Origin of the sequence: Paenibacillus taichungensis (genome assembly GCF_013359905.1) — a bacterium.
In the GTDB taxonomy this organism is placed as follows: domain Bacteria; phylum Bacillota; class Bacilli; order Paenibacillales; family Paenibacillaceae; genus Paenibacillus; species Paenibacillus taichungensis.
Genome location: NZ_JABMCC010000118.1, coordinates 703,452 through 724,110 on the forward strand (window position 1 = coordinate 703,452; position 20,659 = coordinate 724,110).

The window sequence follows — 20,659 nt, forward strand, 5'->3', positions numbered from 1 at the left end:
CAAGCTGAGGTGTGACGATATCCAAACAGAATGAGCGCTTACTAAGCCCTATGCTCACTGAAACAACCAGGTTAATGCTTCAGGCAGATGCTTGGCAAAAAATAAAAGATCATGCGTCCCGCCCTCTTCCTCCACGTAATTCAGCCGCTCGGCAGGATAGCCCTGGGCCAAAATCATGCGACACGCAGAACGTGTATTTTCCAGCATTTGTGCTTGGGCATTAGCCTTGTACACACCTTCCAGACTCCCAACGTACATATACAACTTCAACCCGCGGCGTTCAGCCCAGGAATAGTCACTCATATAATCGAGGAAACCTTCATACCACATTGAGGCCGATAACGCCCCAACCTTTCCAAAGATATGAGGGAATTCCATCGCCGCAAACAGAGAGATCAGCCCACCGAGCGAACAGCCAAGTATACCTGTATTCTCTGAATCTGCAAGAGTACGGTAAGACGAGTCCACATACGGTTTCAGCTGCTCAGTGATCGCCTGCAGATATATGCTTCCCTGACCGCCAAAGGCCGAAAAGGATGCATGCAGCGCTGGTACAGGCCATGGCGTGTAGTCATCGTTGCGATTGTGAGGTTCAATACCGACCAAAATCAATTCAGGCAATTTTTCGGAGCGAAAAGAATGATCCAGCAGATTGCTGCAAGCTTTGGCTACCGCACCTCCATCCTGAATATAAACGACCGGGTAATGACGATCTCCCTCTGTGTAAGATGGCGGAAGCAGCAGATGGAGCGTCCAGCCATTAACCGACTCCTGTACCCATTTACTCATGATATGGAACCCTTCCCTCCTGTTTCAAATCTGGCTTGTTACATCCGGTTCTTGAGCAGTAAAAAGATGAAATAAGGAACGCCAATAATGGAGATAACGATGCCCACAGGCAGTTCTGCCGGGGCAAACACCGTTTTACCAATCAAATCCCCTACAACAACCATCGCCATGCCAACCAACCCGGATATCGGAATGACCCGTTTATGGTGAAGCCCCACCAGCCGCCGTGCAATATGAGGAGCGATTAACCCAACAAATCCGATACTCCCGGATACGGCAACACAGGCACTGACGAGCCCAACACTGCCCAGCAACAATATTTTTCTCTCCCGATGAACATCCACGCCGAGTCCCATGCTGCTGGCCTCCTGCAGCTGCATGACATCCAGCACACGGGATTTAGCCCAAAGCAAAGGAATCAGCAGAACCAGCCATGGAATCATCGCCGATATGTATCGCCAATTGGCATTATAAATGCTGCCTGTCAGCCAGACGGTAGCCATCTCAAAATCGGACGGGTTCATCTTTAGGGAAAGATAAAGCGTAATTGCACTAAAACCTGAACCGATGGCAATCCCGACCAGAATAAGCCTTTGGGAATCCAACTGACCACGCTCCTGTGCAAACCACAAGATGAGAATAACTGCCGTTAATCCACCCACCAGGCCAAACAGTGGCATCGCCATAATGGACAACCATCCTGTACCCGTTATGGACCCCTGAAACAGAAGCATAAAGAGCACCATTGCTGTTCCGGCACCTGCGTTAATGCCAAGCATGCCGGGGTCAGCCAGCGGATTGCGGGCGATGCCCTGAATAACAGCTCCGGCAATCCCGAGTCCCAGGCCAAGCAGTAATGCAATGACAATACGCGGCAGCCTGAAATCAAAAATGACCAGATCATGCTCATGGACAGGGTCCAGCCGTAATAACGTTTTGACCACATCTATCACCGATATGTCAAACGCACCATTAGTCAAACTGATATAAACGGATGCTGCAATGATTATTGAACTTATGAAAATGACGGCCCATAATCTTCCCCGCTGCGGTTCAGGCATGTTTTCCCCCTCCTTTGGTTTTGATCAGATAAAGGAAGAAGGGAACGCCAAATAATGCGGTGACTACTCCAATTGGTGTTTCAAACGGAGAGTTAATGAAACGACTCAAGATGTCACACCAGGCCAAAAAGAATCCGCCCAGCAGAGCGGAACACGGAATAATCCAGCGGTAATCTACCCCGAAGAGAAATCGGGTAATATGCGGAACCAACAAACCGACAAAAGCGATTTTGCCCGCCAAAGCCACAGATATTCCAGTCAGGATAACCACACTCAGTATCGATAAAGCCTTAACCCATCCGGTACGCTGCCCCAGGCTTGTTGCCACATCATCGCCCATCGACAGAATGGTAATAGACTTGGAAAGAATGATGGCTAACGCCAGTCCCACCACAGCAAATGGAATAATCAGCTTGATCATGCCTGGGTCCATCTGATGCAATCTGGCGTTATACCAGAAACTGATCGTTTGAGACACCTGATAATAGGTAGCCACGGCCTGAGATACACCACCGAGGAATGTACCAATAATCGTGCCCAGAATGGCAAGCCGAACAGGCGACATGCCGCCCGGCAGTAACCAGGCTATGAAAAATACCAGTCCTGCTCCAATTGCCGATCCCGCCAAAGAGTAAAATATCAGACCAAGAGATGACGTATTCGGCATAAATACCATACATAAGGTGATGACCACTACCGATCCATCGGATACCCCCATAATGGAAGGGGATGCAAGATAGTTTCTTGTCATCCCCTGCATGAGCGCACCTGACACCGCCAGAAAAGCCCCGATCAATAGAGCACCAATAACACGCGGGAGCCGGGATGACACGATGATCTGGTGATCGATGCTGTCTGTATCAAAATGGAAAATGGCTGCCGTTATGGTCGAAACGTCAATGCTCTTGGCTCCGTACATCACGGACGCCAGAATGGTAACTGCAATGAACAGAGGTGCTGCTGCGAACAGCACCACCGGATTCAATCTTCTTTTTTGCATAGGAGTATACACGCCTTGCTCTAATTATTTGGATAACTGCTCAACTGCTGCTTTCAGGAATTCAATACGACTCCAGGCCGGACCACCTTCAGCCAATGGATCAATGACATTGACAAAAGCATGATTTTCCTTCAGCGCGGTTGTCTTCTGGATAATCGGGTTGTTTTGCAGATCTGTCAGGGCATTCGGGGTATCGGAGTTCTCAGATGTCTCAAATTGTACAAACACATAATCCGGGTTCATCTCTGCAAACTTCTCTACCGAAAGTGCTTCCTGTGCTTTGGCTGCCTGGATCTCGGCCGGAACCTGGAATCCAAGGTCTCCATACAGAATCGGATTCACAAAGACAGACTCAGGATACACATACATTTGTCCGTTACGAATACGCACTGCCAGCACTTTTTTGTTTTCAAGTTTGTCGCCTAATTCAGCCTGGGCAGTAGTCAGAGCAGCCTTATACTGTTCAATTTCCTGTTTGGCCTGTTCCTGCTTGCCAGTCAGCTCAGCCAGCAGATTCAGGTTCGACTCCCAATCCGTAGCAATATGGGATACCTGAATAAATGGCGCAATTTTACTTAACTGCTCTGCCACTTCAGGTTTAAACTTGGTGGAACCCAAGATAATATCCGGTTTCAGGGACAAAATGGTCTCAAAGTTAGGCTCAATCTTCTGCCCAATGGACTCAGCTTGATCCGTGATAGAAGCATACATCTCCGGGAATTCGCCGCCAAAAGTAATTGCCCCTACCGGATGTACATCAAGAACCAGCGCATCCTCCATCGCTTCCATGGAACCAGTAATAACAATACGGTTAACTTCTGTTGGGACTGTGTACTCTTTATCTAAGTATTTAATGGTTCGTGTGCCTTCAGCTGCCTCAGCTGTGTCCGTTTCATTGGTCGACGCCTCGGTTCCGGTCGAAGCTGAATTCTCCGCATTCCCTGACGCGTCCTCTTTATTGCCGCACGCTCCCAATACTGCGAGCATACATATCATTACCAACCATAACCCCAATTTCTTTTTCATCTCTGGTGATCTCCCTTCAATTTCGATTATTCTAATTGAGAATAATAATCATTATTGAATGATAAACAAGAATGACGAACAGAACCATGGACTCTGTCCTGAATCTCTATGGATTTTTCACCGATAGCGATCCATCAGATCGTCCAGGATGCGTTCATTGGCGAGGGGCGAGTTCTCAAGCCAGGGATCAGCCGGGATGATAAATAACCGGTTATTCTGAACGGATTTTATATTTTGCCACAAGGAGGTTTTCTGCACATCCTCCCAGAAGGATAACGTCTCACTCTCCTGACATACCATCAGAAATATCCAATCGGTCTGCATTTCATCCAGCTGTTCCAGCGTAATCGGCTCGTTATATATTTCCCCTTCTTCACTGACATGGGCTGGTTTAACCGCCAAATCTCCATATAACACTTCCAACATGGAAGGTGAACAATAACGTGTGAACTGATGTTTTAACAAACGGACAACAACTACCTTCTCGTTGCCAAGTTTTTGCTGCATCATCGTTTTGACCTGATCAACCTTATGATCATAAGTTTCCAGCCAACTCTTGGCATCCTGCTGTGTCCCCAGATGTTCAGCCAGAATCTGAAGCTGTGATCGCCAGTTGTGATCTGAGACCGTGAGGTAATGAACCGGTGCAATACCTTCAAGCTGTGCTTTCTCCTCAGGTCGCAAATGGTCGTAACTGATAATCAGGTCGGGCTGATGCTCCTGCAGAGCCTGAATTTTGGATTGCCATTCCATGTCAATCCGATAGGCACTCAGATGTACAGGGATGTCCTTGCCATACATTCGATAATAATACGATGTCCATTTCGGGTGCAGCGGTGCGGCATAGGGAATCATGTTCAGGGCCAGCAAATGTCCTGTAATCGCAATGTGATAGGCCGCAATTTTACGGCGGCGGCTGTTCATATATACCGAAGGGGATATTCCCATGGCTTTTTTAAATTTGCGACTGAAGTAAAATTCGTCCTGATATCCAACCTGATGTGCAATATCCCGCAGACGCATTTCAGTACCGGCCATCAGTTGTTTTGCCCGGTTAATGCGGAGTGAAGAAATATAATCAGTTGTACTCATTCCATATCTTCGCTTGAACAGGTCCACATAATATTTCGGACTCAGCCCGGCCATGCCTGCCAGATATTCCACGGTTAGATTCTCATTGGAATGCTCATCGATATAATCTTTGGTACGCTGGATCATCATCTGGGAATCTTCCTTAAGCGGAGGTGATGCTTCTGTAAGGCTTGCGAGTAATTGGAGAAACTGCACATGTGCCTGAAAATGTCCCATGGCCCTGCCACTATGCCACAGGTTGTGTATTTCTTCGCACATAAATGAGAGCTGAACGGTTGGTGCCACCGCCAGCTCCTTGCCAGATCTGAACATCGGGGTATCTTTAACCACATGCAAGGTGTCAGGATCATCATGCAGCTCTTGATAAAGATCAAACCGCATGATCGTTACTTCGGCTCCTTCATCTCCGAAAGAAGTCAGACCAAAAGTGGATTCGGGTACACAGGAATATACGCCTTGTGCATGAATATGGATAGACCCCCGATCCAGTGTCAGTAAGGCTTCACCACCTGTGACCAAGACAAGCACATAAGACGAGGTATGCTGCTGGGGAATGTTCCAGTCCGAAGTGGATTTCATTTTCTCCATGTCACGCAATTTTATAGTCAATCTGTCGAGCAGATACGTGGAATCCACCTCTTGATTAGGGTATAAGTTAGGGGAAATCATCTATTTATAGGCCTCCATTTGATAACCATTCTCAATAACTATCATCAGTATATCAAATTTTCGGAGACCCCCGCATCTACTAGTTCTTTCATGATGGTGCTAAACCCGTTCAATCTCTGGATGCAAATCGCAGTGCCCTGCTGATCAACACAGGCAATACAGAGATGTGACCTTCATCTTCGAAACAGATAAAATCAGCACGGACTCCACTTGCATCGGCATGGTTCAACCATTGGGTAAACGCTCGGGAACGTTCAATCACCCCGCTGGGATGACTCCCCTCCAGTTCTCCTGCTCCAAGTAAAACGTGAATTTCCGAACTGTTATCCTGCATGCGAGAAGCAAACGTCTCTTGCTGCCAGGCGATCCAGGCTGAGTTCCAATGAAGAGACGGACTACCTGCAATGTAATTTCGGTATGTTCCCGGACGTTCCAGTAACAACTGCAAAACAAATAATCCGCCCAGCGAGTGCCCCACAACGGATTGTCTGCTCCGGTCAATGGCATAGCGTCGTTCAATATCCGGCTTCAATTGTTCCTCGATAAAAAGAGTGAATGCTTCAGCGCCGCCATGCTCCGGCCAAGTTGCTCCATCCGGTCTCCGGGGTAATTCCCCTTCGGGAACCGGCATCATAAAATCATAGTGTCTGTCCGGTGGAAAGGGTTCTCTGGCAGTATACCCCACGCCAACAATAACTGCTGGCACAACCCCGGTCTTCTCCGGGCGTAAAGATTGTATACGCATGGCCTCAACCATCGTACCAAACACCGCATTGGCATCCAGCAGATAGATCACGGGATATCCGGAAGCTGGCGGGGCGCTCTCCGGCACCCAAACTCTGATCTCGTACTCTCTTTTGGTCTGTTCTGCACGCATGTGGTAATAGGCAGTTCCCGGCAAAGTTACTTCCGGTTCTGTTCCGTCATGTCTCATCACTTGTTTCAATAAAGTATTCCTCCTGGTTGCTACGGCTTTAGTCTCCGATTATATCCAAGGTCGGTCCGGCCTTCCATGGACGAATCACCCATTTCCATATGGAAAATGCACCGCTTCATTGCATACAAGGCTTTTTCATTTCCATGTAAAGAACAAAGCCGGCCCTCCCTGACGGGGTAACCGACTTTGTTTGTTTTGTAGTGTTCTGTTTTTCTATAAAAAATGTCCGACGCTTTAATGCTATTTGAGACCTGTTGTAGCAATGCCACGAATGATCTGCTTCTGAAAACAAAGAAAGAGAATGATCAATGGCAGAACCGAAAGTGTGGCTCCAGTCATAATCTGCACCCAGTTGCTGCTATCCTTGGCCTCGCTGGAGAAGAAAGCCATCCCGACCGGAATCGTAAACATTTCTTCACTCTGCGTAATAATGAGCGGCCAGATGAATGAATTCCAACTGCCCAGGAATGTCAGAATGCAGAGGGTGGCAAACGCTGGCCTAACCAGCGGAACAGCGATCCGAAGGAAAATGCCCCATTCTCCCATGCCATCAATTCGTGCCGCGTCCAGTAATTCTGAAGGAAGGGATTCCATGAATTGCTTCATTAGAAAAATACCAAATCCGGATATTAAACCTGGAAACAGAATACCCCAGTACGTATCCATGCCGTTAAAACTGCTGGATACAAGATACCATGGAATAATTAGCATTTCAGTCGGCACCATCAATGTACTTAGAATGAGCACAAAAATAACCTGTTTCCCCCAGAACGAAAATTTGGCCAGAATATATCCCGTAATGGAATCAAATACGCAGACGCTCACGGTGGCAATAACGGCTACATATAGGCTATTCAACATCCAACGGGGAAATGGGGTTCCCTGAAAAATGGCTGCATAATTGTCCCATGTGACTCTGGAAGGGATGAGGCTTAGAGAGTAGATTTCATCCAGCGTCTTGAACGACGTCGATATCATCCATAGAAACGGAAACACCATCAACCCAAGTCCGAGCGTAAGTAAAACATAACTGATCAGTGACCCGGAACGTTTCCAGCGGAGTGTCGTTCGGGTATCGGCCCATGCCGCAGATCTGCTCATGCTTGAAGAGCACCGTCCTTTCCTTTTACTCCTGTTGAAAACGGCTGCCCAGCACTTTAAGCTGAATCAGTGTCAGCATGAATATGATGGCAAACAGAATAACAGTCGCTGCCGAGGCCAAGCCCATATCAAAACTTTTGAAAGCCAGATTGTATATATGAAGCACGACAGATATGGTGGAGTCCAACGGTCCGCCGCCAGTCATATTCAGCACTTGAGTGAAGGATTGCAGAAACCCGATGCTTGCCATTACGACAGATAGAAGCATGACTGGGTTCAACAGAGGGATCGTAATATGCACAAAGCGCTGCCAACCCGTGGCTCCGTCTATCGCAGCCGCTTCATAATACAATTTGGGGATGTTTTGCAGACCCGCCAGGAAAATGAGCATCTGAAATCCGATATTTTGCCATACCATTACCGCAATAATCCAGAAGATGGCCTGTGAGCGCGAATACAGGAATGACTGCGGCCCAAGGCCCAACTCTATAAATAGAGCATTTACAATCCCGTTCTTCATCAGCAGCCACCGGAATACCCAGCTTACCGCCACTACACTGGTAACATACGGGATAAAGTAGGCCGTCCTGAACAATCCGCGCAGCTTCACCACTTGCTGGAGAAGAAGAGCCACGATTAATCCGGCAATCAACTGTGCAGGCACTCCAACAACGACGTAGATTCCTGTGTTCACCAGGGACTTGAGGAATAGAGAGTCACTTAGCAACGTCGCATAATTATCAAAACCCACAAAGGGTTTGTCCGGTGACAGCATGCCCCATTCGCGAAAGCTCACGTTAAAGGAGTACAGAATCGGTAAGATGCGGATGACTACAAAATAGATCAGCGGAATCAACAAACCGCCATAAATGAATAACCGCTGTTTATGTCTGTAATTGAGTCTTCCTATTCCCGATCCGAACCATAAACGACGCCGTTTCGGCCGCGAAGGGATCACCCCGGTAGTCCTCATAGCTGCGCAGCCTCCTTGAATGAGAACTTATTTTTTCTTATCCTGTTTCGTCCAGTAGTCGTCATAGAGCTTCTGGGTTTTGGCCACCAGATCATTGAAAGCCTGTTCTTCCGGCACATGATTAAGCAACACCTCATCCACAGCGTTCACAAATAACGTACGTTCCTGCGTCTCATCAATGAAGAAGTGGGCGTTGGCATCGTTCAGTTGAGAGATAAAAGGGCCAAGCAGCGGGTCATTCACATACTTATCCTGAAGAGCCACTTCTTTCTGTGCGGGAAGTTCACCGACCTTCTCCACCCACTGTTCCTGAACACCCTTGCTGATCAAAAACTGTAAAAAGGCCGTGGCTGCTTCCAGCTTCTCCCCGGTAACATTGGCAGGGATCGCATTCGCCCAGAATGAAGCCTGTGTCGACTTCCCTTTATAACCCGGTAGCGGTGCGACAGCAAAATTCAAATCGGGAGCGTCTTTTTTGATAGATCCCAATCGATATGAACCATCCACGTTAATTGCCGCATGGCCCGTTTTGAATGCATTGGCATCATCAGTGTAAAAGCCGTTAATACCCACCTTATGCACGGTTGCAAAATCAACCAGATACTTGAATGCTTCAAGCCCTGCAGGGGTATCATTCCACAGGATTTTCCGACGATCCTCGCTCGTATCCTTGCCTCCCGCTTGATATAACAATCCGTCTCGGAACCAGTGATGAAGCTGGGAACCCGGTTCCCATGCGAAACCCTCTGTTACCAACTGCCCATTTTTGTCCGTTTCCGTTAATGCCTTGGCATCCGAGACAAGCTCTTCCCAAGTCGTAGGCGGTTTGTCGGGATCAAGTCCAGCCTTGGCGAACAAGTCCTTGTTATAAAATAACCCCAGCGTTCTCACGCCTGTAGGCAGAGCATAATAGCTTCCGTTTAATTTGGCTGTATCTACAAAAGGGAAAAATGCCTCGGCTATGCCAGGAAAGCTGCTTTCAGGCAACGGCTGTAAATAACCGGATTGCACATATTTGGGCAACCAGCCGTAATACAGATTAATGACATCCGGTCCTTTTCCGGCGGGAACCAGTGTAGCTACCTTTTGATTGTACTGGTCGTACGGAAAATTGGTTTGTTTGACTTTGATGTTGGGATGTTCAGTCTCGAATTCCTGGATTAAGGTATTGATCAGTTCAACCTTGGCTGGAAATTCGTACTGCCAGTACTCAATCGTGATGGGCTCCGTCTCCGTCTGATCACCCGAAGCTGTAACAGCTGCTGAACCGGACTCTTCGGATGGCTTGGTTGAGCAAGCTGTAATGCTCAATAAGAGTAAACCTGCAATCAATAATTGCAGGGCCTTGCTTGGCCTGAATGAAAAATAACCGGATTCCGTCAAGTGAAGCCACTCTCCCCTCTTTTTCCAACAAAAGTGTTATAACTTTCTTTAATTCCTTGGCTTACGCATTGGTGGAACCGACGGCTTTGCCAACAGGTAGCTTCAACAAACGTCTTGCGTTATTTCCAAAGATGAGTTCAATGTCCGCTTCAGGGAAGCGAAGTTCACGGCATACACGCACCTGATCCTGCAAGTAACGATAAGGATAACCACGCGGAAATCCGCTAGCATCCGTTCCAAAGATAATTCGCTCTGGACCCAACAGTTCGTAGGTTTTGCGGAATAACGTCTCCAAGTTCAGCTCGTATGGCATCCAGCGTACCCACTGATTGGAACCCGATGTGTCGATGTACACATTAGGGCAGCTCCAACTTAGATGCAGAAGCTCCTGGAAATACCCTGCGCCAAAATGAGGGATGATGAACGGAATATCCGGATAGGCACGGGCCGTATTAAAGATGGCAAGCGGATTGATGTTGGGATGATGAACGATGCCTCCGGCATGACCAAGCATGCCAAAATGAATCAGGACAGGCAGGCGGCGCTCTGCAAGAAATGCCCACACCGGGTCGAGCGAAGGAGAGTCAAAGGGAATCTGGGTGAGGGGACCAAACAACTTATATCCTCGCAATCCGAGCTCATCAACTGCCCTACGCAGCTCAATGGATGCATCTTCATTTTCAATGGGATGATAGGCGAATCCGGTAAACCGATCCGGGTATATGGATATTTGTTCAGCCAAGTTGTCATTATCCAGAGCCGTCAGAAAGTTAAGTCCAGCAATATTGTATTTGTCCAATTCATCTACCCACCGTTCGATTAACGGCCGCGCAGCTTCCTCTCCCTGCTCCTCCACCGCCGGGAAGTCCCAGGTTAGTCTCATTCGCTCACTGCGTTCCTTGCCATATCGCGTCACCAACTCATGGTTTTTATATGAGGAAAGCAAAAGTTTATAAGGCAGATGGGCATGGATGTCAAAAACTCGAAAGTCGGGATTGGAGAACATTGATTTTGCTCCTTCCATTTAGATTCTGTTAAGCCAGCCGTTTAGAATTAAATCCAGTTTTGCATCTACAGAACGGAGTCTATTAGTGGTATCGAGACTCCATTGTTCCTGTGTGCCGAGACGGAGCGCTTGGGCCTCCAATGCTCTTGCCACTTCTTCCGGATTCGGTCCACCACGCACATGCCGAATGTGTACAAAATGCTCAGGGGATATTGCTTGCTCTAATTGCTCAAAGGTTAGGGCAAGCGGTTTGGCGGCAATTTCCTGCACCGCTGTATTCACAACATCCCAGTTCAATCCCGAAATGGAAGTACCGGATTCAGTCAGCTGTGTTACAATGCGGCTCACGATGGAATGAGCTTGTCGAAACGATAATCCTTCTGTGCGGACCAAGGTATCTGCAAGTTCGGTAACCGTTGCGAAGCTATGCTCTGCCCGTTCACGCAGCAATAACACATTGACCTTAAGGGTATCCATCACTTCGGACAGCAAGCGATATACGGATTCAAGTGTATTCAGACTTCTCCATACATAGGGCTGCATATCATCTTCGGTATCTACAATGTCGCCAAAGGGCGTGTTATGCATCATGATAAGCGCAGTTGCTGCATCCCCTTTGGCACTTGAAAGGAGTGAACGGGCGTGTTCAATCGATACCGGGTTCCGTTTTTGCGGCATGATGGAACTAACCTGAACGTAAGGGGCAGCTACAATTAATGCACCATATTCCTGTGTGCACCATAACAGCAGATCCTGAACGAAACGCCCCAGATTGATAGCTGCCAGTTGGGCTACAGAGGCGGCTTCACCTGCATAATCTGCACCGCTGACGGCATCATAGGCATTCTCAATAATGCCATCAAAGCCAAGCAGTTCTGCGGTCCGGTCTCGACAGACCGGAAATCCAGAAGTGGTGAGAGCAGCCGCACCAAGACTGCTGCGATTGCAGCCTGTATAGGCGGATCTCAATCGATTGAGATCCCGTTCAAGGGAATCGCTAACGGCACAGATGTAGTGGGCAAGTGTTGTCGGCTGGGCTTGTTGGGTGTGCGTGTGAGCAATCATGAGGGTATCGATATGACGTAATGCAAATTCTCTTAGGCTTCGGTGTAATGACAACCCTGAGGAAATCGTTGAGTTCAGCTTCTCCCTCAGCACCATACGATACATGGCGATCCCCATATCGTTTCGGCTTCTGGCTAAATGCAGATTCCCGACAGAAGGTCCGCCAAGCTTCTCTAGTTCAACTTCGACTTGGTAGAACAAATCTTCAACGTGGAAGGAATATTCGCTACTTCGGAGCCCATCTACATCCAAACTCTGTATAGCGGAAGCGATGTGGCACGCCTCTTGCTCCGAAATGATGTGTTGTTCACGGAGCATAATCAGATGTGCTTTGTTTACGGCCATCATGGGGTTCAGCAGATGCTGTGTGGCCTGGTTATAGGCGGGTTCAAGTACAATTTCGGCATAGGTTTGACTGGGAAAACCAGACGTTTGTGTTGGATTCGTTGACGTTGACTTCACCTTCCTTGCTCTTCATCTGAATACAGTGATTTTAAATGCCGACTAATCAGGTCGGAATGTTTAGTTCAAAACTCTACCACTATTTTGGTATACATACAACTTTATCCTTAATCAAAATTTTCTATTGTCGTATCGGCTTTCTCTATAACCTGTTCTATTGACTGCCGTAGATTTGGAGACTAGATTATCCTGTATAAGATTGGTCTCTGAAAAATAAGCGGAAGGAGGGATGGTTATATCACATTCCTATGATGTCATTATCGTTGGAGCCGGATCGATGGGCATGAGTGCAGGTTATTATCTTGCGCGCAGTGGATTAAAAACATTGCTCATTGATGCCTTTGATCCTCCGCATACGGAAGGCAGCCATCACGGAGAACCACGGCTTATCCGCCACGTATATAGCGGGGGACCTGATTATATAGCGATGGCACTTCTGGCGCAGGAACTGTGGGAAGAACTGGAGGATACTACCGGGGCCAAATTGCTTGTACCATCAGGCGTCTTGAATATAGTTGACCCGGATATCCATTCTTTTCATAATCGTTTAACCCATGCTGAAGATGCGGGGATTCGGTATGAAACCTTGCGCGCAGCCGAAATCATGAAACGCTGGCCAGGCATTGAAGTCCCTGAACATTACGAGGGAATGTATGAGCCTGATGCAGGATATTTATTCAGTGAGCGCTGCGTGCTCGCCTTCCGTCAGGCAGCCGAAGCATCGGGTGCCACTATCTTAACCCACACACGTGTTGAACATATCGATTGCAGCGCAGATTCTGTTGGAGTCATCACATCTGCTGGTGAGACGTATTATGCGAACCAGGTCATTCTCAGTGCCGGAGCATGGTTTCAGACGCTGAAACCGTTCGTCAATCTTCCCATTCGAGCTGTACGCAAAACTGTGGGATGGTTCGATGCACCGGAGGCATTGTTCGCCGAGGATCACTTTCCCGGTTTTACGCTGGCTGGAAAAGAAGGCGGATATTATGGATTTCCGAGCATTGGCGGGTCGGGTCTGAAGATTGGACGTCACGATACGGGGCGGGAGTGGACACCAGGCGATACACTGGCTTCATTTGGCTCTGATGAAACGGATGAGGGTGATCTGCGGAGATTGCTTGAACTTCGGATGCCTCTAGCAGCGGGAAAGCTGAAACGTGGTGCGGTATGCAAGTACGAGCTCACACCGGATGAAGATTTTATTATCGACCGTCACCCTGCCCATAACCATGTATGGCTGGCAGGCGGATTTTCCGGTCATGGCTTCAAATTCTCAAGTGCAGTGGGCAAAATATTGTCTGATTTGATGCAAACAGGCCATACAGATCAGGATATTGGACGATTTGCCCTTTCCCGATTTGGTAGCCATATATCAAGGTGAACTCCTTTCTTGAACCGTGTTGTGTGGTATAGCTCATCATGTTTCAAGAAAGGAGTATGTGCAATCGTGGTGGGTGCAGATAGGGTTAGCTTGAGCTGTTCGGATATTTGAATCTATAGATTCAAATATCCGAACAGTCTCCGCAAAAAGAATAAATACAACGAAGGAAACGCTGTCTATTGCCGTTGTACTGTTACATATAAAGACGAGCTATTCGACCACAACCCATGGATACTGGGACAAGTTATCATACAAGAAACGCACCCGTTCTGGCGTTCGGCCTTCCTCATCAAATAACAGCAATTCATTCTCATCCTGCAGCCAGGATATCGGAATTTTGTAATCCTCTTGCGGACCGATCTGCCAATAACGTCCCAGATGGTGCCCGTTCAGATGAAGTGTTCCCTTGCTCATGCCGGTAAGACGAAGCATCAGGTTCACTCGGAAGTGTTCGGGCACAGCTGACTTGGAGAAGCGCCAGCGGTACCAAACGGGTTGACCGTACGAACCATTCCCCACCGACATGGCATTCCAATTGCCACTATAGTCCGCAGCCTGCCGATAGGTATCGAGATGACCTGAAACGTTCGGTGGCTCATATAATCCCCATTGCCGTGGAAGCAAGGCATCCGTACCTGCCATACGCCAATCCTTCAACTCATCTTCACTCCGGTACAGGATCAGTTCCAGCCGATTCAGCGGCGTTCTGTTATAAGGCATCTCCAACGTATTGATCTCTCCGGGCCGCAAATAAAGGGAAAGATCCAACGTGTTAAACGAAAACCAGTCCTGATACCCTTCCATTGGCACATCCATGCCATTAAGCCGCAATCCTTGGCTCACCGCTCCAACGAGAATCGCACGGTCCATGCCATCCAACGTAAAGCTTCTGCTCAGAAGCGGGGCATCCTCAAGATAATTCACTTCATCGAGATGCACCACCCCATGCTCCGCATGCCAATTCCGGCGGATGTCCTGAGCGGAACCACCGATGTAAACCGATCCTGCCAGACCTTTGCTTTCACCCAAATATGGAGAAAAATTTAGCCTGCCCATATGCTGTACCAGCACCTGAAGTGTATTCTTTCCTTTCGTCGTCTGCACCTGAACACCCGCTGCACCAACTTGACGAACCAGTGCCTGTTCCACACGATTGACATATATTCTGGCCGTGTCCTGGAGAGATGGCAGAATCAGGGTGGTGATTCCATCCACCGAACGGTCGAAATCGCACTCGTATAACAGATACCCGAAATCCTGTCCGTACTGGGAAAAATGCGCTGGTTGACCACTCGAAGCACGCTGTTCCGCTGTCAAAATCACACGAGACAACTCAGGGGAATCCGTCAGTTTTGGTGGCATTGGCGGCGTGCTGAACAGAGCATGCTGAATTGCTGCGGATGACTCCTGAACATGTTCATCCTGCATGCCGCTCTGTGAATCGTTTGCTTCTCCGTATATGAACTCACGTCCAGTCAACGATCGTTCACCATCCGTCCAGCTACCGAGAAGCAAAATATTCCGATCCGGATCAGAGATCATACCCGTGACCTGCCCGGATAGGGAGACATCTATATCATCTAATCCGATTGCATAACGCAGCTGTTTCGCCCCTCCCCCTCCATTGATTCTCCACGTGCGATCCATCGTTTCCTTGTCCAGAACCACGAACCGAATGGGGATGCCACTCGCCTCCAGATGAATGATGCCTGGCTCACGGAAATGTACCAGTTCGAAGCGATAGGCTCCATTTAACGGATCACGTTCAACCAGTACCTGCATGCTGCTATCCTGTACATTCAAGACGTTTGTCTCCAGTTCCACAACTGAACGCTGTCCCGCCTCCGCAACGATGAACAGGGTCAATTCTCCATTCACCACTTCATTGCCCGTAATCATCGTGCCACCTGTCAGATATACATTCTCGGCAATCTCTATCCTGTCCAGTATCGGGATAATCTGCCCCGGGTTCAGGGCTATAGGAAGTGTCCTGCCTTCCTCCAGGGTGACGTGAAACGTCTCGCGCTCATCCTTGTGACTCTCCAAGAACCATATCTTCTCGCTGCCTTTAGATCTGCCTCGTACAGAGATGCCTTGCGGATGACGTACCTTGATCTGCTCCGCTGGTACTTCCTCCGTCTCCATCAGCAAAGCGCCAAACGCATGGACAAAATAGGATAACGTCTTCGCTACAGCATACTTGGCCGTTACCCGCCCGTACTCGTTCAGCGGCGCATCATAATCGTAGGAAGTAATCATGAAAATATCGCTGCTGCCCACGGTTCTGCCACCATATCCACCAAAGTTGGTTCCGCCGTAGAACATGTAATGACTGATTCCGGTATAACCGGTGCGAAGAATTTCCATCATGCGTTTCTCAAACAGTGGCGCCGTCTTCTGAATGGCAGAAGGCCCACCCCAATTCTCGAACCATCCCGTCCAAAATTCCGTAACGATCTTCGGTGTATCCGGCTGTTTCTCCCGCAGCTTCGCATAATGCCCGTCAGCACCTGACCAGAAGTTGGCTCCTTCAATCGTGCCCTCCGCGCCACCTACACAGGTGATAAGCGGAACGTCAATCCCTCGCTGAAGCAGACCGTCCCGAAGATGGTTCATATGGGCACTTGCTGCTGCATCATCCATCAGATACCCGTATTCGTTCTCGACCTGTACAAGAATAACAGTGCCTCCAGCAGATAGATGGCGCTCACGAATGATTGGAATGATCCGGTCAAAATACAGATCTACATAATGCAGATAGGCTTCATTATTTTGTCGGAACTTGATTCCCTGCTTCGTCTCCAGCCAATACGGAAAGCCGCCGAAATCCCACTCTGCGCAAATAAACGGACCCGGCCTCGTGATTACATACATGCCCAACTCTGCACACAGGTCCAGAAAGGCTCCACAATCATTGTCTCCTTCGAACGACCACTGTCCTTCCTCCGGCTCATGCACGTTCCAGGCAAAATAGGTATCAATGCAATTCATGCCAGCCAGCTTCGCCTTCATCAAGACCTCCCGCCATTCCTCCCTTGGCATGCGGAAATAATGAATGGTGGCACTGTTCAGAAATACTCGTTCTCCATTCATCATGAAGCTGCGCTGATCGTAAGTCAGTTCAGATCGAGCACTATGCTCAGTTCTGGTATTTTTATTCTTTTCCTGCTCCTGAAGCAAAAGGGATGTTTTCTCTGTCAAAGATAAGCCCTCCTTCTCTGTGTTTGAGTTCATCGCTGCGGTGACAGAACAACCTTCCGATCTCTGTTATCCCCAGATTTTTTTGATTCCGATTTCAATAGGCCATCAGTTCGCCTGCAACGTTACACCTTCCACTACAACGGTGGTGATGGAATTGTCCGCAGTCGAGACTTCCAGTCCATTGGTATATACCGGAACATTTTCAAGCTGCTCCATGTTCCGATCCGGTGACGTCTGATAAACTTTAGCTGTAGAAGTATTGCTGTAGTCAAATGCCCCCAGTTCAAATGCTGTAGTTCCGGCAGATAGCTCATTGCGAATCACCAGCACCAGCCTTTGATTAGCTGCATCATATGCGGCAAGTGTTCGCCCATCATCTGTTGGAATAATCGTTGCACCTGGACGGATGAATTTCGTAAACTGGGCCATGCCATAATACTGTTTTGTCATCTCGTACTGCTCTTCGCCATTAAAATTGGCATGAATGAAACCCCAGTTATTGTTGGCACCTTCATCTTCAACGGCCTGCCAATACACCCAGGCAGAAGGCTGCATGATTTTCAGATCGAACATGATGCGCTCCGCGAGCTCCTGCACGGAAGTCATGTCCTCATGACTATGCGGTTCACTGCCACCTGTCCCATACTCGGACATCCAAAGTTTCTTGCCATACCGTTCAGCCAGCGTGCGTAGTTCTTCCATTTTGCTACCATTATAGGAGTGTGTGTTAATCTGGTCGATCACATCAAGCGTATCCTGATCATAAAGGCTGAAATTGTGCACCGTCTCGTCAATGCTATTATCGTCCGCAGCACTGATGACCGTACCATCCAGCCCTTTACTTTTGAGCGATGCCGCAACCTTCTTGATAATCTCGGCCTGTTTCTCATTGGTAAAATGACTGCCTTCCTGCATATTGCCTTTCTTCCACCAATCAGAGGAAGGTTCATTGAGGGGGTCAAGTGTGCGGAATGTAATGCCCCACTCATCGCGATAATGCTTCACGACCTCGGTTAGATAATCGGCAAACGCATCATACTGATCCTCTCGCAGATTGTTGCTGCCATCTACAGCACCCGTAACTGAGCCGCTGATTGTCATCCAGTAAGGTGGTGAATTGGAGAACGCCTCGGCAATGTTGACCCCACGTTCCAGAGATCCCTGTAATACGGCACGTTGTCCTGCATCTGCCTCCCAATCCCACACGCCGGGTTCAGGCTGGAAGCCGGGAACATCTCCTCCGGGCCGAAGCGCCTTCATATCAGGGTTCTCCTCACCGCCAATATTATAGCGAACAATGTTCAGACCTAGCCCTTTCTCTGCATCAAACACCAGATCCATGACTTCACTGACCTTTGCTTGATTTTTCCATCCTCCAAGATCGTTGGCCCACCACGCAAGCGACGTACCCCAGCCTTCAAAATGATCATAGGTTTGCTCCAGCTTCAGACGTATCGGCTCACCTTGGAATGTAAGTGTTTTGGATGATTCATTGGCAAAATGATTGATGATAATCCCTCCTCCTGCAAGGAGCGCGATCAGGGCCACACCCATCAGGATGTAACTCCGGCTGCGCCACCTGCGCTGCTTGTGATGATTATGGTTGTCATTGTCGAAAGGGGCCTTGTTGTTATTCATGGTACATGCAGCCCTTTACCCATGTGCGATGTAGACGGGTCTTAGTTTTCACCATTGGCTTCAACACTGCGTTCACCTCCCGTTACTTGATTCCGCTGCTGCCACCACTGATATTCGCTTCATAGACATAACGCTGTCCGAATAAATACACCAGCACCATTGGAATAGTCAGGAACAGGGAAGCAATCATAACGAGGTTCCATGGCGGCATCTGTCCACCACCGACCGTAGTCAGAAGCTGAACACCGAGCGCCAGTGGCATTTTCTCCGGATCATTGATGTAAATGAGCGGCCCCATGAAGTTCCCCCAGTTATAGGAAAACGAGAAAATGGCGATGGCGGCAAGTATCGGATAGGTGAGTGGCATAATGATCTTCCAGTAGATTCCCGGATGTCCCATGCCGTCAATCATGGCAGCTTCATCAAGCGACTTCGGTATGCTCATGACGAACTGCCGAATGAGAAATACGTTGAATGCTCCGGCGAAAAAACTAGGCACGATCAGTGGATAGAATGTATTGATCCAATCCAGATGACGGAAGATGATGAACTGCGGCACCATCGTCACCTCGCCCGGAATCATCATCGTACTAAGCAGTACAATGAACAGGAACCGACTGCCTCTCGCCTTGATCCGAGCGAAGCCGTAAGATACGACCGATGCTGACAACACCGATCCGATAATGGTAATGACGGTAATAATGACTGAATTTTTCAGATAAATACCCAGATTGTTATTCGTGAAGATCGTATAGAAATTGGACCATTGGAATTCGAGCGGTATGAAGGTAAAGGCTGATTTTACGGTTGTAGCGTCACTCGCCAGTGCGATGGAGATCATGTACAGGAAAGGGGAAGCAAGCAGCACCCCGACCAGAATCAGAAAAATGTAAGATATCGTTTTCTCCACAGTGGATGGATTACTCATTTGCTTTTCCCTCCTCGTAATGCACCCATAGCGCCGACGAACGGAACACAACCAGGGTCAACGCCATGATGATGATGAACAGAACCCAGGCAATGGCCGATGCATATCCCATTTTGTAGAACTGGAACGCATTCTGGAACAGGTAAGGAACAACCATCTGACTGGCATTATCCGGTCCACCTGCTGTAACGATGAATACCTGTGCGAACGTCTGGAGCGCCCCGATCATCCCGGTGACGAGATTGAAGAAGATGACGGGAGTCAGCATTGGAAATGTAATGTGGAAGAACGATTGCGAGCTCTTCGCCCCATCAATGGCGGCGGCCTCGTACAGCTCCTGAGGAATACCTTTCATACCCGCCAACAGCAGTACCACGCCGCCCCCGACGCCCCATAGCGACATGAGGATCAAGGCTGGTTTAACCCAGTTCGGATCAAGCAGCCAGGCAGGGCCTTGAATGCCGAAGATGGCAAGTGCCTGGTTGATCAAGCCTTCCGTTGGTGCAAGCAGATGGATGAAGAGCAGTGAGCTTGCAACTACCGGAACGACAGATGGCAGATAGAACAGGATGCGGAAGAAGGTAATACCTTTGATTTTTTTGTTGAGGTAATACGCAATCCAGAGCGAGATGGACATGCCCAGCGGAATCGATATTAATGCGTAGAAGAAGGTATTGCCTACGGATTTCCAGAAGATCGGGTCATCGGTCAACAGGTTTTTGTAATTGTCTATACCGATGAATTCAGGAGACTGGAACAGATCCCAATTGGTGAAGCTCATGTAGATGGAAAACAGGATCGGACCCAGGGTAAGTCCAAGGAATCCAATCAGCCAAGGCGAGATGAAGATATAAAACCATTTCCCGTCCTTTTTTCTCACGTTAAGCCCTCCCATAACGAAGCGAGCAGACGAAACCCGGATTCATTCATGCCGAATTCCGTCT

Annotated in this window: 16 protein-coding genes; 1 reads left to right on the forward strand and 15 read right to left on the reverse strand. The window is 48.6% G+C overall.

Annotation, left to right across the window (positions count from 1 at the left end; genetic code table 11):
- Nucleotides 1–54: 54 nt before the first annotated feature.
- The 11 genes from HP548_RS26415 to argH all read right to left on the reverse strand — a co-directional run bounded on the left by HP548_RS26415 (nt 55) and on the right by argH (nt 12,564).
- Nucleotides 55–789 carry an alpha/beta hydrolase gene (locus tag HP548_RS26415; protein ID WP_217504819.1) on the reverse strand — a complete coding sequence of 245 codons (735 nt, stop codon included), beginning with the start codon at nt 787–789 and terminating at the stop codon, nt 55–57.
- Nucleotides 790–827: 38 nt separating this feature from the next.
- Nucleotides 828–1,850, reverse strand: a complete 1,023-nt coding sequence (locus tag HP548_RS26420; RefSeq protein ID WP_175383272.1) for a FecCD family ABC transporter permease — start codon at nt 1,848–1,850, stop codon at nt 828–830.
- Entirely contained in the window at nt 1,843–2,850 is a 1,008-nt protein-coding gene (locus HP548_RS26425; protein ID WP_076287921.1) for a FecCD family ABC transporter permease, read from the reverse strand. The genes HP548_RS26420 and HP548_RS26425 overlap by 8 nt, the downstream gene beginning before the upstream one ends.
- A 24-nt stretch (nt 2,851–2,874) precedes the next feature.
- Complete coding sequence (locus HP548_RS26430; RefSeq protein ID WP_076287920.1) at nt 2,875–3,876, reverse strand: ABC transporter substrate-binding protein; 1,002 nt, start codon at nt 3,874–3,876, stop codon at nt 2,875–2,877.
- A 117-nt stretch (nt 3,877–3,993) separates the two neighbouring features.
- The gene (locus tag HP548_RS26435; protein WP_175383273.1) at nt 3,994–5,637 is read right to left on the reverse strand and encodes an AraC family transcriptional regulator; all 1,644 of its coding nucleotides are present in this window, start codon (nt 5,635–5,637) and stop codon (nt 3,994–3,996) included.
- Between the two features lie 109 nt (nt 5,638–5,746).
- On the reverse strand, nt 5,747–6,571 hold the full coding sequence (locus HP548_RS26440) for an alpha/beta hydrolase (protein ID WP_175383431.1): 825 nt from the start codon (nt 6,569–6,571) through the stop codon (nt 5,747–5,749).
- Nucleotides 6,572–6,814: 243 nt separating this feature from the next.
- Complete coding sequence (locus HP548_RS26445) at nt 6,815–7,675, reverse strand: carbohydrate ABC transporter permease (RefSeq protein ID WP_175383274.1); 861 nt, start codon at nt 7,673–7,675, stop codon at nt 6,815–6,817.
- A 25-nt stretch (nt 7,676–7,700) separates the two neighbouring features.
- Nucleotides 7,701–8,648: a carbohydrate ABC transporter permease gene (locus tag HP548_RS26450; protein ID WP_175383275.1), complete on the reverse strand. Its 948-nt coding sequence runs from the start codon at nt 8,646–8,648 to the stop codon at nt 7,701–7,703.
- A gap of 27 nt (nt 8,649–8,675) precedes the next feature.
- A complete protein-coding gene (locus tag HP548_RS26455) occupies nt 8,676–10,031 on the reverse strand; it encodes an extracellular solute-binding protein (protein ID WP_175383276.1) in 1,356 nt (451 codons plus the stop codon).
- Nucleotides 10,032–10,092: 61 nt separating this feature from the next.
- On the reverse strand, nt 10,093–11,037 hold the full coding sequence (locus tag HP548_RS26460) for an amidohydrolase family protein (RefSeq protein ID WP_076287916.1): 945 nt from the start codon (nt 11,035–11,037) through the stop codon (nt 10,093–10,095).
- A gap of 18 nt (nt 11,038–11,055) precedes the next feature.
- Nucleotides 11,056–12,564, reverse strand: a complete 1,509-nt coding sequence (gene argH, locus HP548_RS26465) for an argininosuccinate lyase (protein ID WP_343054936.1) — start codon at nt 12,562–12,564, stop codon at nt 11,056–11,058.
- Between the two features lie 229 nt (nt 12,565–12,793).
- Here argH and solA point away from each other — a divergent pair, with 229 nt between their 5' ends.
- The gene (solA, locus tag HP548_RS26470) at nt 12,794–13,948 is read left to right on the forward strand and encodes an N-methyl-L-tryptophan oxidase (protein ID WP_175383277.1); all 1,155 of its coding nucleotides are present in this window, start codon (nt 12,794–12,796) and stop codon (nt 13,946–13,948) included.
- A 210-nt stretch (nt 13,949–14,158) separates the two neighbouring features.
- On the opposite strand, the gene HP548_RS26475 is transcribed toward solA, so the two are convergent.
- The 4 genes from HP548_RS26475 to HP548_RS26490 form a co-directional block, all read right to left on the reverse strand.
- On the reverse strand, nt 14,159–17,149 hold the full coding sequence (locus tag HP548_RS26475; RefSeq protein WP_175383278.1) for a beta-galactosidase: 2,991 nt from the start codon (nt 17,147–17,149) through the stop codon (nt 14,159–14,161).
- Nucleotides 17,150–17,254: 105 nt separating this feature from the next.
- Nucleotides 17,255–18,787, reverse strand: coding sequence for a glycoside hydrolase family 30 protein (locus HP548_RS26480; RefSeq protein ID WP_343054937.1), 1,533 nt, complete (start codon nt 18,785–18,787; stop codon nt 17,255–17,257).
- 82 nt (nt 18,788–18,869) lie between these two features.
- A complete protein-coding gene (locus tag HP548_RS26485; RefSeq protein ID WP_175383279.1) occupies nt 18,870–19,715 on the reverse strand; it encodes a carbohydrate ABC transporter permease in 846 nt (281 codons plus the stop codon).
- Nucleotides 19,708–20,595 carry a carbohydrate ABC transporter permease gene (locus HP548_RS26490; RefSeq protein WP_063565348.1) on the reverse strand — a complete coding sequence of 296 codons (888 nt, stop codon included), beginning with the start codon at nt 20,593–20,595 and terminating at the stop codon, nt 19,708–19,710. The genes HP548_RS26485 and HP548_RS26490 overlap by 8 nt, the downstream gene beginning before the upstream one ends.
- Nucleotides 20,596–20,659 lie beyond the last annotated feature (64 nt).

Bases quoted from the DNA above. Each gene is read 5' to 3' on its own strand.
- HP548_RS26445 (WP_175383274.1), bottom strand. From the start codon at position 7,675: ATGAGCAGATCTGCGGCATGGGCCGATACCCGAACGACACTCCGCTGG.
- HP548_RS26430 (WP_076287920.1), bottom strand. From the start codon at position 3,876: ATGAAAAAGAAATTGGGGTTATGGTTGGTAATGATATGTATGCTCGCA.
- HP548_RS26435 (WP_175383273.1), bottom strand. From the start codon at position 5,637: ATGATTTCCCCTAACTTATACCCTAATCAAGAGGTGGATTCCACGTAT.
- HP548_RS26420 (WP_175383272.1), bottom strand. From the start codon at position 1,850: ATGCCTGAACCGCAGCGGGGAAGATTATGGGCCGTCATTTTCATAAGT.
- HP548_RS26480 (WP_343054937.1), bottom strand. From the start codon at position 18,787: ATGAATAACAACAAGGCCCCTTTCGACAATGACAACCATAATCATCAC.
- HP548_RS26460 (WP_076287916.1), bottom strand. From the start codon at position 11,037: ATGTTCTCCAATCCCGACTTTCGAGTTTTTGACATCCATGCCCATCTG.
- solA (WP_175383277.1), top strand. From the start codon at position 12,794: ATGGTTATATCACATTCCTATGATGTCATTATCGTTGGAGCCGGATCG.
- HP548_RS26450 (WP_175383275.1), bottom strand. From the start codon at position 8,648: ATGAGGACTACCGGGGTGATCCCTTCGCGGCCGAAACGGCGTCGTTTA.
- HP548_RS26440 (WP_175383431.1), bottom strand. From the start codon at position 6,571: ATGAGACATGACGGAACAGAACCGGAAGTAACTTTGCCGGGAACTGCC.
- HP548_RS26485 (WP_175383279.1), bottom strand. From the start codon at position 19,715: ATGAGTAATCCATCCACTGTGGAGAAAACGATATCTTACATTTTTCTG.
- HP548_RS26415 (WP_217504819.1), bottom strand. From the start codon at position 789: ATGAGTAAATGGGTACAGGAGTCGGTTAATGGCTGGACGCTCCATCTG.
- HP548_RS26425 (WP_076287921.1), bottom strand. From the start codon at position 2,850: ATGCAAAAAAGAAGATTGAATCCGGTGGTGCTGTTCGCAGCAGCACCT.